The organism is Ruegeria sp. CE6 (assembly GCF_056537485.1).
In genome coordinates this window covers 397,628-410,749 of the sequence record NZ_JBQFRR010000001.1, presented here as the reverse complement: position 1 = coordinate 410,749, position 13,122 = coordinate 397,628, and the positions used below count along the sequence as shown (strand labels likewise).

Sequence of the window (13,122 nt, the reverse complement as noted above, 5' to 3'; positions counted from 1 at the left end):
AGCAATATGGAGCCTGTGTTATGACCTTGTCCAACTTTCGCGCAGAAATTCAATCTGCTGCTCACGGAAATACTCTGCGTGATGGGCTGATCGGTGAGGGGGTACTCATCCCGGGTCTGCATGGGGACGTGCCGCTTGTGTATGCGGACTACGTTGCCTCGGGTCGCGCGTTGCGACAGGTCGAAAATTTCGTGGCTGAGCATGTGTTGCCGTTCTATGCCAACAGCCACACCGAAGCCTCCTATTGCGGTTCCTATATAACCCGTTTGCGCCGCGAGGCGCGGGCCGAGATCGCCTGCATAGTTGGCGCCAAGGAAGAGGACGCGGTGATCTTTACCGGGTCTGGCGCTACAGCGGGTCTTAACCGGCTGGTTAGTCTGCTGGGAGTGCAAGAGGCTAATCAGCCGGTCGTTTTGATTGGTCCGTATGAGCATCATTCGAACATTCTGCCGTGGCGTGAAAGCAAGGCGCGGGTGATCGAGATTCCAGAAGCCGTTGACGGCGGTCCCGATATGCAGGTGCTAAAGGCGGCACTGGTAGAGCACGCAGATTCCGATCTTGTGATTGGGTCATTCTCAGCGGCGTCAAACGTCACCGGCATCATCACCGACCCTGATCCAGTGACGCGGATGCTGAAAGAGCATGGTGCGCTTGCGGTATGGGACTATGCGGGTGGTGGACCTTATTTGCCAATGGACATGGGGCCGGAAGATGCGCGGAAGGACGCGATCGTTGTCTCTTCGCATAAGTTTCCGGGCGGGCCGGGGGCATCGGGTGTTCTGGTTGTCAACCAATGCGCGGTGAAGCGGACGTGTCCGAGTTGGCCCGGAGGTGGGACTGTCAGCTTTGTCTCGCCTTGGCGACACGACTACAGCGCCGATCTCGCGACACGAGAAGAGGCGGGTACACCAAATGTGATCGGAGACATTCGCGCGGCCCTGGCCTTCATCGTCAAGGATGCGGTCGGAACGGATGAAATCGCACAGCGTGAGGCGCAGTGTAACCGCATGGCGTTGGATGGGTGGTCCGACAACCCACATCTGACATTGCTAGGTGCCGAGAATGCACACCGCCTGCCGATATTCTCGTTCCTCGTGTGTGATCGGAATGGGCAGCCGGTGCATCAGCAGCTGTTTACCCGGATGCTCAGCGATATCTACGGCATCCAGGCACGTGGCGGCTGTGCCTGTGCCGGACCCTATGCGCATCGTCTGCTGGGCATTGATCGGGCAACATCGGAAGAATTGCATGCGGCCCTGTCGGAGGGTGAGGAAATGAAGAAACCGGGTTGGGTGCGGTTGAATTTCTCTTACCTCATGAGCGAAGAGACCGTTCAGTTCATTATCGACAGCGTTAACGAGCTGTCGCGCCGGACCGAGGAGTTCGTCCCATTCTACAATGCCGATCCGGCGACGGCGCGCTTCAAAGCGGCGTAAGATAATTGCCGCTTTTCTCAACCCGTTGAGAAAGGTATGAGGGGCCAAGCTAGTGGAGCCCCTCATGAACCAGATCACACCTCAACCCGGCATAATGGACATCGCGCTGTATCAGGGCGGACAGTCGCATGTTGACGGTGTTGCGGATGTCATCAAGCTGAGTTCCAACGAAAACCCGTTTGGGCCAAGTCCCAAGGCGATCGAAGCGGTGCGCGAAAGTGCCGTTTCGCTGCATCGTTATCCCAGCACCGATCATACCAGCCTGCGCGCCGCAATTTCTGAACGGCACGGACTGGATTCCAATCGGATCATCTGCGGTGTCGGCAGTGATGAAGTGTTGCAGTTCGTGGCGCAGGCCTATGCTGGTCCGGGTGATGAGGTGATATATACCGAGCATGGATTCTCCATGTATCCGATCATCGCGCGAATGGCTGGCGCGACCCCGGTCTTGGTGCCCGAGAGAGATCGCCGTGTAGACGTAGATAGCATCCTTGCCGCGGTCACTGGGCAGACACGGATTGTCTTTGTGACCAATCCGGGAAATCCTACTTCAACCATGATCTCTGACGCCGAATTGCAGAGGTTGGCGGATGCATTGCCAGCCAATTGCCTGATGGTGCTGGATGGTGCCTATGCCGAATTTGTCGATGGTTTCGATGGAGGCGCAGGGCTGGTGGACCGGTTTAGCAATGTCATCATGACCCGGACGTTTTCGAAAGTGTACGGTCTAGGTGGGATGCGCGTTGGCTGGGGCTATGCGGCGAAAGAGATTATTGATGTGCTGAACCGCGTTCGTCAGCCGTTCAACCTGTCGCTGACGGCTCTTGCGGCGGCTGAGGCCGCCGTGCGGGATGAGGAATATCTGCGGTTCTGCCTATCTGAAAATGCACGCCTCCGGATTTGGTTGTCTGATGAACTGGCGAAGGTTGGCGTCGCATCCGATATGTCATGCACGAATTTCATCCTCGCCCGCTTTGCTGACAGGGTCGAGGCGGAAGCCTGCGATGACTATTTGAAAACGCAGGGTTTGATCGTGCGGCGGGTCGCGGGCTACAACCTGCCAAACGCGCTGCGGATCACCGTAGGTGACGAAATCGCCTGCGGCCGCGTGGTTGCAGCGATTACTGCGTTCAAAGGGGGCGCTGCATGAGCCAGATTTACGACCGTGTTGCGCTGATCGGGTTGGGCCTGATTGCATCGTCCATGTTTTGGGCGATCAAACGGGCTGGGCTTGCGGGGGAAGTGACGGGCTATGCGCGATCCGAGGCAACCCGCGAGACGGCGCGCCAGATCGGCCTTTGTGACCGGGTTTGCGAGACCGCGGAAGAGGCGGTCGAAGGTGCTGATCTAGTGGTTTTGTGTGTCCCCGTTGGTGCAATGGGACCTGTGGCGCAGCAGATTGCGCCGGTTCTGAAATCCGGTGCCACCGTTTCAGACGTGGGGTCGGTAAAGCGTCACGTGATTGACGCCGTCTCACCCCACATACCCGATAGCGTTCATTTCATTCCGGCACACCCTCTGGCCGGGACCGAGCATTCCGGGCCTGAATCGGGATTCGCCGAACTGTTCGACAACCGTTGGTGCCTGTTGGTGCCGGTCGAAGATTCCGACCCGGATGCAATCGCTCGCCTGCGGGCTTTGTGGGAGGGTCTGGGATCGAATGTCGATGAGATGGACGCCGCGCATCATGATTTGGTGCTTGCGGTCACCTCGCACGCACCTCACCTGATTGCCTATACGATGGTGGGAGTTGCGGATGATCTCCGGCGGGTTACAGACACCGAAGTCATCAAGTATTCGGCAGCTGGTTTCCGCGATTTCACCCGCATCGCGGCTTCGGACCCGACGATGTGGCGTGATGTGTTTCTGACCAACAAAGACGCAACGCTGGAGATTCTGGGCCGGTTCACGGAAGAGCTCTTTGCGCTACAGCGGGCCATCCGAACAGGTGACGGAGAGCAATTGTTCGACTACTTTACGCGCACACGGGCGATCCGCCGCGGCATCATTGATGCGGGCCAGGATACGGATGCGCCAGATTTCGGGCGGGGAAAAACATCGACATGAGAAAGATCGGTTGCAGCCATTTGATTTTCTGCGTTGCTTTGGCGGCAACGACTGCAAATGCGGCGGCGCCTGAAACTTCTATTGTGCCGTTGACGCGCCCGGAAACCACCCAAGCGATGGTGGCAATCGTCACCCCCAACATCCGGCCTGTGCTACGGCCCGCTTCGCCGCAGGTAACGGCCGCTGCAGCCCGTCCCGCTGAATTACCATTGCTCGGGCCCGAGAATTCGATCCGCCCGTTTGTGCGCCCGGAAGAATTGGAACAACGCGTCTTTCTTAAGAAACGCAAGCTGCGTAAGGGTTCAGTCTGTGGCGATATCGATATTCAGGGTAAGCCGGTTGGACGTGTGAAGGGCAAGATCAAAGCCTGCGGGATTAAGGATGCAGTGCAAATCACCTCAGTATCGGGGGTCAGGCTGAGCCGCCCGGCGACGATGGATTGCGGCACTGCACAGGCGCTGAACAATTGGGTCGACAAAACTGTAAAGCCCACGTTCAAACGCCGAGGTCCGGTGGTCGAGCTACAGGTCGCCGCGCATTACGCCTGCAGAACACGTAACAACCGTAAAGGGGCGCGGATTTCTGAGCATGGTAAAGGGCGCGCCATCGACATTTCGGGCTTCAAGATGGCCGATGGTGAGGTGGTGACGGTTCTGAATGGCTGGCGCAAAAATCCGTCCAAGAAGCAACTGACCAAGGTATGGCGCGGCGCGTGTGGGCCATTTGGCACGGTTCTCGGACCAAACTCTGATCGCTTCCATCGGGATCATTTCCACCTAGACACCGCGCGCTACCGCAGCGGCACCTATTGCCGTTAACGCAGTACCAGTCTCGGGGCAGGACCAAGGGGCAACGGACCCAAGGCGACGAACCCATCTCTGAAATTCAGCTGTAAATCCAGCGCATTTGGGTTGCCACCCAGTCCAGCCATGAAGCCCAATGCGCGGGTCACAGGATCGACTGCCTGATCCGGCAGCGCACCTGCGGCGTTTGCCATCGCGATCATGTCGCGCCAGTTTTCGGCTTTCATCGCAATTTCACCCGTTGGAATGCCCTGTTCGTCAACTTCCAGTTCGCCGGTGGCGAACAGACGCAGCTCACCCCATTTCATTTCTGCCAAACGCAGATCAATCGCAACGGGTTGGGGGCGACGCTGCTCAAGTGCGGTGCGGTCCCAGGGTTTGTCGAAAGTGACAAACATATCCATTTCCAGCGTTTCGAACGATTGCGGCAGGGTCGATGCTGAACGCATCAGGCGTCTCAGATCATCGCCGGGAGTAAATCCGTCGATCTTCGCGGTAATCCCATAGCTTTCGGGCGCTCCAGATTGCTCCATTACAAGGCTCAGCGACTGGCCTCCGGCTTGCGGATCACCTTCGGTTGTCAGCAGCCAGCGCTTTGAGGTCAGCGCCATTTTCTCGAGCACCAGCGCGACACCGGGTTGGAGCTGCAATTCGGCTTGTAGCGCTTCGGCCTGAACGGTCGTGGTCTGGTCGAAATAGGAAAGGCGCTGCGGCGTACTGGCAAAGCGCAGCATCTGGCGGCCGGGCCAGATTGCTGGGCTTTGGAACTCGACCCAGTCCGCACTCCACGCCGTTCCGTTGACCGGATCGGCCAAAGCGGGATTATTTAGGCGTGTGATGTGCTGAAATGGATATCCTGCCGTCGACACGTCCGAGAATTCGGCCTGCCAGCCCAGTTCTTGCTGTCGGTCAAACCAACCGGTCAGGGCGTTTCGCAGACCATAACCGGCGACAAACCAGTAGGCGCTCCACGCGAGGGCGATAAATACGAAAACGCGTATCAGACGGCGCATGATGAATGGCCCTTTTTCCTGCCTCGGATTTGATGTTTATAGGGCCAAACGGGCAAGGACCAGTGCAATGACGATGTGGGTATTCGGATATGGATCGCTGCTGTGGAACCCGGGCTTTCCGGTGGCACGCAGCGAACGCGCTAAATTGCACGGATATGCGCGGTCGTTTTGCATGCGCTCTATCCACCATCGCGGCACGGAAGAAGACCCCGGTTTGGTATTGGCGCTGGACGAACAGCCAGACGCGCATTGCACTGGATTGGCGCTTGCTGTCGAGGCAGGTCACGAAGAGCGCACTTTGGCTGAATTGCGTGAGCGTGAGCTGATCTCGTCAGCCTATCTGGAGCGGATGCTGGACGTGCATCTGGACTGCGGGCAGATCGTAAATGCAGTGACTTACGTCATCGATGCTCACCACGTTCAGTATTGCGGCGGTCTTCCATTGGAAGAGCAGGCTCAGATCATCGCCCACGCGGTTGGCGGACGTGGGCCAAATACCGAATATCTCTACAATACTGCCTCGCACTTGACCGAGATCGGACTGCACGACCCTGATCTTGAGTGGTTGTCGCAACGGGTGCGGACAATCAGCGCATAAACTCTTGGCGTCACGGGGCGAACTTCGATAGGTTCAGCCCAGAGCAGACAATACCAGGAGCCACGCGCATGGCGCAGGCACAACAGGGCGTGAGACCACATTTCTCACAACCGATCCGTCAGATTTTGATGATGCTGATCGCAATAGGGCTGTCAGGACTTGGCGTGTTCATGGCGTTGCCATATGTGCTGCCGGTTATTCAGGCCAATCTGTATCTTAACGGGTTCATTTTGCTGGTTTTTGTCATCGGTGTCGCTGCCTGTTTTCTGCAAGTCACACAGCTGATCGGATCGGTTCGTTGGATCGAAGCCTTTGCCGGAGGGGTCGAACGTGACGATGTGCGCCCGCCGCAACTGCTTGCCCCACTGGCGTCGTTGTTGAGGGAACGCGGGGCGCGGTCTCAGATCAGCTCTAGCTCTACCCGATCGATCCTCGATTCCGTCGCCGAACGGGTCGAAGAAGAGCGCGAGATCACCCGCTACATCACCAACGTGCTGATCTACCTTGGCCTACTGGGGACATTTTTTGGTTTGGCCACCACTGTCCCCGCCATCGTTGATACGATCCGCAGCCTGAACCCGCAGGAAGGTGAAGAAGGTCTGGCCGTCTTCAACCGTCTGATGACAGGATTGGAAGCGCAGCTGCAGGGCATGGGCGTTGCTTTTGGGTCGTCATTGCTGGGTCTGGCCGGATCCTTGATCGTCGGTTTGCTGGAACTATTCGCGGGCCATGGCCAGAACCGGTTCTATCGCGAATTGGAAGAATGGTTGTCCTCAATCACCCGCGTTGGCTTTGCTGCGGGCGATGAGGGCGGCGCGGAACTGGCCGTGCTGACCCCAGTACTGGATGCCATGTCCGAGCAGATGGATGCACTGCAGGATATGTTCTCGGCGCAAGAGGCTGATCGGACGGACGTATCAGCCAAGCTGGGGCAATTGGTCGATGTCATCGGGGAAATGAACCAGCGTCAGGCCCAGACCGAAGGTGTTACGGCTGCGCTTGAACGTGTGGCGCTGGGGCAGGACGCGTTGCTTGATCACATGCGCGAACATGGCGCGGGCGAGGGGATCGATGCGGAAAGCCGCATGCGCCTGCGGTCGATGGATGTTCAGTTGCTGCGTATACTCGAAGAAATCTCCGCTGGTCGTCAGGACAGCATGAACGAACTGCGCAAGGATTTTGAGCTACTGGTCAAAGCATTGACCTTGCCACGGGGCGCCGTACGTACGCCGCCAGAAGGAGAGTAACTCATGGCGCTGTCCCGCCGCACAGGTCAACGATTCTCGGGCTCGGTCTGGCCCGGCTTCGTGGATGCGATGACGGGATTGTTGATGGTGCTGACCTTTGTACTGACCATCTTCATGGTCGTGCAATTTGTGCTGCGCGAAACGATTTCGGGGCAAGAGGATGAACTGACGGCCCTATCCGACGAAATCGCCGCGCTGGCCGGGGCGCTGGGGCTGGAAGAGCGGGAAAACAGCCGTCTTCAAGCGCGTCTTGGGAACTTGAATGCAACGCTTAATCAGGTCGAAGACGATCTGGCGCAGGCACAAACCCGCATAACCGACTTTGAAGCACAGGTCGCGGCTTTGCTGGCTGATCAGGCGCGTGCGCAGGGGGATATCGCCGCGCTAGAAACGCAACGCGATGAGTTGCTAAATGAACAAGATGCCTTGAATTTGGCACTTGCTCAAAGCAGACAAGAAATCGACGCACAGGCCGAAGCCGCCCGCCTTGCCGCGGCTCGACGCGAAGCACTTGAAGCTCTCGTCGCCGAACTTGAAACCAGCGAAGATGCACAGGCAGCTCAGATATCCGAGCTAGAACAGCAACTGACCGAGGAAGAGGCCGCGCGTCTGGCCGAAGCCGCCGCTGCTGAGGCGTTGCGTGATCGATTGCAGAATGCAGATGCTGAACTGACAGCGATGACCTTGGCGCTGGAAGCGCAGCGAAAGGAAGCCGAGGACACTCTGACTTTGCTGGCTGCGGCACAGGCTGCCAAGGCAGAGCTTGAGCGCCAGTTTGGTGAGATCAATGCCGAAGAACTGAGGGCACAATTGCAAGCCGCATTGGATGCCCAAACCCAGGCGCAAGCAAATGCAGCCGAACAGAGGTCGCTGGCCGAGGAGCGCGCGGCGCTGCTGGCGCTCGCCCGAGAGGCGCTTGCATCGGAACAGGAAATCTCGACCGAAGCGCAACGTCAGACCGCGCTGCTTAATCAGCAGATGGCAGCCTTGCGCAGCCAGTTGGGATCGCTGCAGGCTTTGTTAGACGATTACGAAGAACGTAATACCGCCGCCGAGATCCAGATACAGACGCTGGGCCAGGATCTGAATGCCGCTCTAGCGCGCGCAGCCTCGGAAGAACGCCGTCGCCGACTGCTGGAAGAGGCTGAACGTATTCGGCTGGAAGCCGAGGCCGAGAAACTGGCGGGCCAAAATCAGGAACTAGCCGCACAGGCCGAGGATTTGCAGCGCTATCGCTCGGAATTCTTCGGGCGACTGCGCGATGTGCTGGGTGATCAGGATGGCGTGCGCATTGAAGGTGACCGTTTCGTGTTCTCGTCTGAGGTGTTGTTTGCCACCGGGTCCGCAAACCTGTCTGCGGAAGGTCGTCAGGAGGTTGCCAAAGTTGCCAATATCCTGCGAAGCGTTGCCGCCGAAATACCCGAGGGGCTGAACTGGGTCATCCGTGTCGATGGGCATACCGATAATGTGCCACTTGCAGGCAGCGGACGATATCGCGACAACTGGGAGCTCAGCCAGGGCCGTGCCCTTTCTGTGGTGCGCTACATGGTTGATGCGCTGGGCATTCCACCTGATCGTTTGGCGGCAAACGGGTTCGGAGAATTCCAGCCCGTTAATCCCGCCGACACACCCGAGGCGCGCGCCCAAAACCGTCGGATCGAGTTGAAGCTGACAGAGCGATAAGGCTGGTACGAACCAACTTGGATTACCTGCCAAAAATGAAAAACGCCCACCGAAAAGGCGGGCGTTTTTCGTTATAGAAGCAGTGGGTTAGTCCGCCGTCAAAAGCGGGGGCTTGTCGCCCGGAATGCGGGGCTGATCGGGGCCCAGGATTTCCAGATTCAGCTCGCCCTTCTTCATCGAGACACGGACCACGCCGCCTTTGGCCAGTTTGCCGAATAGCAGTTCCTCGGCCAGAGGTTTCTTGATGTGTTCCTGAATAACACGACCCAGAGGTCGCGCACCCATCTTGTCATCATAGCCCTTGTCGGCCAGCCATTCGGCGGCACGCGGTGTCAGATCGATGGTCACGCCACGATCCAGCAACTGTGCTTCCAGCTGCAGGACAAACTTCTCAACGACCTGCAAAATGACCTCTTTCGGTAGTGGTGCAAATGAGATCACAGCGTCCAGGCGGTTGCGGAACTCCGGCGTGAACATACGTTCGATCGCTGCGGTATCCTCACCTTCGCGCCGGTCGCGGCCAAAGCCGATGGCGGCTTTCGCCTGCTCCTGCGCACCTGCGTTCGAAGTCATGATCAGGACCACGTTGCGGAAATTCACCGTCCGGCCATTGTGGTCGGTCAATTCGCCGTGATCCATCACCTGCAACAGGATATTGAATACGTCCGGGTGCGCTTTTTCGATCTCATCAAGCAACAAGACGCAATGTGGGTGCTGGTCGACACCGTCGGTCAGCAAACCACCCTGATCAAACCCGACATAACCCGGAGGCGCACCGATCAGACGGCTGACCGCGTGCTTCTCCATGTATTCCGACATGTCGAAACGCAGCAGTTCAACACCAAGCGTGTCAGCCAACTGTTTCGCCACCTCTGTTTTGCCAACACCGGTGGGGCCAGCGAACAGATAGTTGCCGATGGGTTTTTCGGGCTCACGCAGACCGGCGCGCGCCAGTTTGATCGCACTGGACAGCGCTTCGATCGCTTCATCTTGACCAAACACCACGCGTTTCAGCGAGGTTTCGAGATCTTTCAGAACCTCGGCATCATCCTTGGTGACGTTCTTGGGTGGGATACGCGCAATCTTGGCAACCACCGCCTCGATCTCTTTGACGCCGATGGTCTTGCGACGTTTGCTTTCGGCGAGCAGGTGCTGCGCTGCCCCGGCCTCATCGATCACGTCGATGGCCTTGTCGGGCAGTTTGCGGTCGTTGATATAGCGCGCCGACAATTCGACAGCTGTCTTGATCGCGTCGGCAGTATATTTGATCGAGTGATGCTCTTCGAAATATGGTTTCAGACCGCGCAGAATTTTGACACTGTCCTCGACCGACGGCTCGTTCACGTCGATTTTCTGGAATCGGCGGCTCAGCGCGCGGTCTTTTTCGAAATGCTGACGGAACTCTTTATACGTGGTCGAGCCCATGGTGCGCAGTTTGCCACCCTGAAGCGCTGGCTTCAGCAGGTTCGACGCATCCATCGCTCCGCCCGAGGTTGCACCCGCTCCGATCACAGTGTGAATCTCGTCGATGAAGAGAACTGCATCAGGGTGCTCTTCCAATTCGGTCACAACCGCTTTCAGACGCTCTTCGAAATCGCCGCGATAGCGAGTTCCCGCAAGCAGGGCACCCATATCGAGCGAGTAGATGGTGGTTTCCGACAACACGTCCGGGGCCTCGCCCGCAACGATCTTATGCGCCAGACCTTCGGCGATGGCGGTTTTGCCGACACCGGGGTCACCTACCAGCAACGGGTTGTTCTTGCGCCGGCGACACAGCACCTGAATACAGCGTTCAACCTCGTCCGAGCGTCCGATCAGCGGATCTACATCACCGGCGCGTGATTTGGCGTTCAGATCAACGCAATATTTGCCAAGCGCACTTTCTTTTTGCTCGGCGTCACCAGATGTCGTCTGAGCCTCTTCTTCGGCTTCATCAGCACCCGTTACAGGACGATTCTCTCCATAGGCCGGGTCTTTGGCCACACCATGTGCGATGAAGTTTACCGCGTCATAACGGGTCATGTCCTGCTCTTGCAGGAAATAGGCTGCGTTGCTTTCACGTTCGGCGAAGATGGCCACCAATACATTGGCCCCGGTCACCTCTGTGCGGCCAGAGCTTTGAACGTGGATCGCGGCGCGCTGAATGACACGCTGGAAGGCTGCAGTCGGTACTGCTTCTGACCCGTCGATATCAGTGACGAGGTTTGACAGATCTTCGTCGATGAATTCGACCAAGGTGCTGCGTAACTCGTCCAGATCGACGCTGCACGCTTTCATGACGCGCACCGCATCGGGTTCTTCCAACAGCGCCAGCAGCAGATGCTCTAGCGTTGCGAATTCATGTCGCCGTTCATTCGCCGCCGCAAGGGCCGCGTGGATGGCTTGTTCAAGTGTGCTCGAGAATGAAGGCACGCGGGTGCTCCTCTGTATTGGGCCGGAAGGGGGCGGGCTGCAGGCCGGATCCCCATCCCAACCATGTCCTCATACTATTAGAGTTTGGTTGATCCCGCCCCGGCTTCAAGGGTTTTCTTTCACTTGACAGTCACATTTGTTGTGACCGTGGCCGTGATTGGGGCTTGAAACGGGTTAAAAGCTGTCTTTTTGGGCTCGAATTTCGGCGAATACGGACACGGGATCAGAGTTTTCCATGCCCAGATGGGCCTGAATCGCCGGGTCAGTGGCCCTTAGAAACGGATTTGTCGCCTTTTCCAGGCCCAAAAGCGAGGGCACAGTGGGTTCTCCGGCAGCGCGGGCGCGATTAATATCGGCCACGCGGTCAAGCAAGGCTGGGTTGTCGGGATCGATGGTCAGGGCGAACTTGGCGTTTGCCTGTGTGTATTCGTGGCCTGAGCACACGATTGTTTCATCGGGCAGGGCCGCCAGCTTGCTGAGAGAGGCCCACATTTGTGCAGGCGTGCCCTCGAACAATCGTCCACATCCCAGCGCCATCAGGCTGTCAGCGGTGAATACAACGCCAGTTTGGGGCATGTAGAATGCAATGTGCCCAATTGTATGACCGGACACATCAAGAACCTCGACCGGCTCACCGCCGATATAAAAAGTGTCACCTTCAACCACCGCCTGATCAAGTTTTGGCAACCGATGCTCATCTGCTTTTGCGCCGATCACACGCGCGGGCTGTTTCGCCAGAATGTCGCCCAGCCCGTCCACATGATCCCAATGATGATGGGTCAGCAACACATGGCTTAGCTGCCAGCCGCGCGAATCCAGTTCAGCCAGAATCGGAGCTGCCTCTGGCGCATCGATCAAGGCAGTCTCACCGCTGGCCGGATCATGGGCGAGAAAGGCGTAATTATCGCTGAGGCAAGGAATGGTAACGATCTCAAGAGGCATGGCCTTTTGCCCTTTCATTGCTAGACTGCGCCCAGCTAAGCCGATTGACCGGGTGTCCGCAATGCATCTTGATGTGCAGGATCTGAGGAATTTCTACTATCGCAGCACCCTGGGTCGCGCGGCCCAGGCAGCGATCCGTGGTCGGTTGGTGGATCTTTGGCCCGAAGCCAAGGGGCAAACTGTGGTCGGATTTGGTTTTGCCGTACCTTTATTGCGGCCTTACCTCAAAGATGCGCGCCGTGTGATTGGTCTTATGCCTGGTCCGCAGGGTGTAATGCCATGGCCTGCGGGGATGCCCAATGTTTCCGTTCTGACCGAAGAGACGATGTGGCCAATCGAAACTGGCCATGTGGATAAACTCGTGGTGATGCATGGTTTGGAAACTTCAAACCGACCCAGTCAATTGCTGGAAGAATGCTGGCGCGTTCTGGGGCCCGGAGGGCGTGTGCTATTTGTCGTACCGAACCGGGCCGGGCTTTGGTCGCGCTCAGACCGGACACCGTTTGGCTTTGGGCAGCCCTATTCAACGACCCAATTGGAAAACCAATTGCGAGCGCACCACTTCGTCCCCGAAAACCATTGCTCGGCGCTTTACCTGCCGCCTTCGTTCCGTCGGTTTTGGCTAAAATCAGGTAGCCTGATCGAGAAGACTGGACAACGCATCCCAACCGTCATGGCCGGAGGCGTGCTTATGGTTGAGGCCAGTAAACTCATTCGCCCGCCTAGCGGGAGCGTTACCAAAGACACAGCGAAGCGCCCGATCAAAGCGTTGGATGGTTTGTTAAAGCCTGCGTGACAGTCCGGCGCATTTTGAACGGAAAAAATGCGGGAAAAAGGTCACAGGAATCGCAAAAACCTGCATATTCGTAACATTTTTCAACTGCCCCAATCGGTCCAAAGGGTCGCAGTTGGGTTAAGTGT

11 protein-coding genes are annotated in these 13,122 nt (G+C 57.6%); 8 read left to right on the top strand and 3 right to left on the bottom strand.

Going from position 1 to position 13,122, the window contains the following annotated elements; translation table 11 throughout:
• Positions 1 to 20: 20 nt before the first annotated feature.
• The 4 genes from ACR0DK_RS01985 to ACR0DK_RS01970 all read left to right on the top strand — a co-directional run bounded on the left by ACR0DK_RS01985 (position 21) and on the right by ACR0DK_RS01970 (position 4,321).
• Positions 21 to 1,436 (top strand): aminotransferase class V-fold PLP-dependent enzyme, encoded by a 1,416-nt coding sequence (locus ACR0DK_RS01985; RefSeq protein WP_480734641.1) that lies wholly within the window; start codon positions 21 to 23, stop codon positions 1,434 to 1,436.
• A 64-nt stretch (positions 1,437 to 1,500) separates the two neighbouring features.
• Positions 1,501 to 2,586, top strand: a complete 1,086-nt coding sequence (gene hisC / locus ACR0DK_RS01980) for a histidinol-phosphate transaminase (RefSeq protein WP_480734640.1) — start codon at positions 1,501 to 1,503, stop codon at positions 2,584 to 2,586.
• Positions 2,583 to 3,503, top strand: coding sequence for a prephenate/arogenate dehydrogenase family protein (locus ACR0DK_RS01975; RefSeq protein ID WP_170392462.1), 921 nt, complete (start codon positions 2,583 to 2,585; stop codon positions 3,501 to 3,503). The genes hisC and ACR0DK_RS01975 overlap by 4 nt, the downstream gene beginning before the upstream one ends.
• The gene (locus tag ACR0DK_RS01970) at positions 3,500 to 4,321 is read left to right on the top strand and encodes an extensin-like domain-containing protein (protein ID WP_480734639.1); all 822 of its coding nucleotides are present in this window, start codon (positions 3,500 to 3,502) and stop codon (positions 4,319 to 4,321) included. Before ACR0DK_RS01975 ends, ACR0DK_RS01970 begins: the two co-directional genes overlap by 4 nt.
• On the opposite strand, the gene ACR0DK_RS01965 is transcribed toward ACR0DK_RS01970, so the two are convergent.
• A complete protein-coding gene (locus tag ACR0DK_RS01965) occupies positions 4,318 to 5,319 on the bottom strand; it encodes a DUF2125 domain-containing protein (protein WP_170392459.1) in 1,002 nt (333 codons plus the stop codon). The genes ACR0DK_RS01970 and ACR0DK_RS01965 overlap by 4 nt on opposite strands.
• Positions 5,320 to 5,386: 67 nt before the next feature.
• On the opposite strand from ACR0DK_RS01965, the gene ACR0DK_RS01960 reads away from it, so the two are divergent.
• The 3 genes from ACR0DK_RS01960 to ACR0DK_RS01950 all read left to right on the top strand — a co-directional run bounded on the left by ACR0DK_RS01960 (position 5,387) and on the right by ACR0DK_RS01950 (position 8,847).
• Positions 5,387 to 5,917: a gamma-glutamylcyclotransferase gene (locus tag ACR0DK_RS01960; protein ID WP_170392457.1), complete on the top strand. Its 531-nt coding sequence runs from the start codon at positions 5,387 to 5,389 to the stop codon at positions 5,915 to 5,917.
• A gap of 68 nt (positions 5,918 to 5,985) precedes the next feature.
• The gene (locus tag ACR0DK_RS01955; protein WP_170636081.1) at positions 5,986 to 7,164 is read left to right on the top strand and encodes a biopolymer transporter ExbB; all 1,179 of its coding nucleotides are present in this window, start codon (positions 5,986 to 5,988) and stop codon (positions 7,162 to 7,164) included.
• Positions 7,165 to 7,167: 3 nt separating this feature from the next.
• Positions 7,168 to 8,847 (top strand): peptidoglycan -binding protein, encoded by a 1,680-nt coding sequence (locus tag ACR0DK_RS01950; RefSeq protein ID WP_170392453.1) that lies wholly within the window; start codon positions 7,168 to 7,170, stop codon positions 8,845 to 8,847.
• Between the two features lie 87 nt (positions 8,848 to 8,934).
• Here ACR0DK_RS01950 and clpA read toward each other — a convergent pair whose 3' ends face one another.
• Entirely contained in the window at positions 8,935 to 11,259 is a 2,325-nt protein-coding gene (clpA, locus tag ACR0DK_RS01945; protein WP_170401887.1) for an ATP-dependent Clp protease ATP-binding subunit ClpA, read from the bottom strand.
• 174 nt (positions 11,260 to 11,433) lie between these two features.
• Positions 11,434 to 12,201 carry a hydroxyacylglutathione hydrolase gene (gloB, locus tag ACR0DK_RS01940; protein ID WP_170512527.1) on the bottom strand — a complete coding sequence of 256 codons (768 nt, stop codon included), beginning with the start codon at positions 12,199 to 12,201 and terminating at the stop codon, positions 11,434 to 11,436.
• Between the two features lie 61 nt (positions 12,202 to 12,262).
• Between gloB and ACR0DK_RS01935 the strand changes: the two genes are divergently transcribed.
• On the top strand, positions 12,263 to 12,997 hold the full coding sequence (locus ACR0DK_RS01935) for a methyltransferase domain-containing protein (RefSeq protein WP_170401881.1): 735 nt from the start codon (positions 12,263 to 12,265) through the stop codon (positions 12,995 to 12,997).
• Positions 12,998 to 13,122: the final 125 nt, after the last annotated feature.

Excerpts from the sequence above, each read along its gene's own strand:
- ACR0DK_RS01985 (WP_480734641.1), top strand. The coding sequence starts at position 21 with ATGACCTTGTCCAACTTTCGCGCAGAAATTCAATCTGCTGCTCACGGA.
- hisC (WP_480734640.1), top strand. The coding sequence starts at position 1,501 with ATGAACCAGATCACACCTCAACCCGGCATAATGGACATCGCGCTGTAT.
- ACR0DK_RS01975 (WP_170392462.1), top strand. The coding sequence starts at position 2,583 with ATGAGCCAGATTTACGACCGTGTTGCGCTGATCGGGTTGGGCCTGATT.
- ACR0DK_RS01970 (WP_480734639.1), top strand. The coding sequence starts at position 3,500 with ATGAGAAAGATCGGTTGCAGCCATTTGATTTTCTGCGTTGCTTTGGCG.
- ACR0DK_RS01965 (WP_170392459.1), bottom strand. The coding sequence starts at position 5,319 with ATGCGCCGTCTGATACGCGTTTTCGTATTTATCGCCCTCGCGTGGAGC.
- ACR0DK_RS01960 (WP_170392457.1), top strand. The coding sequence starts at position 5,387 with ATGACGATGTGGGTATTCGGATATGGATCGCTGCTGTGGAACCCGGGC.
- ACR0DK_RS01955 (WP_170636081.1), top strand. The coding sequence starts at position 5,986 with ATGGCGCAGGCACAACAGGGCGTGAGACCACATTTCTCACAACCGATC.
- ACR0DK_RS01950 (WP_170392453.1), top strand. The coding sequence starts at position 7,168 with ATGGCGCTGTCCCGCCGCACAGGTCAACGATTCTCGGGCTCGGTCTGG.
- gloB (WP_170512527.1), bottom strand. The coding sequence starts at position 12,201 with ATGCCTCTTGAGATCGTTACCATTCCTTGCCTCAGCGATAATTACGCC.
- ACR0DK_RS01935 (WP_170401881.1), top strand. The coding sequence starts at position 12,263 with ATGCATCTTGATGTGCAGGATCTGAGGAATTTCTACTATCGCAGCACC.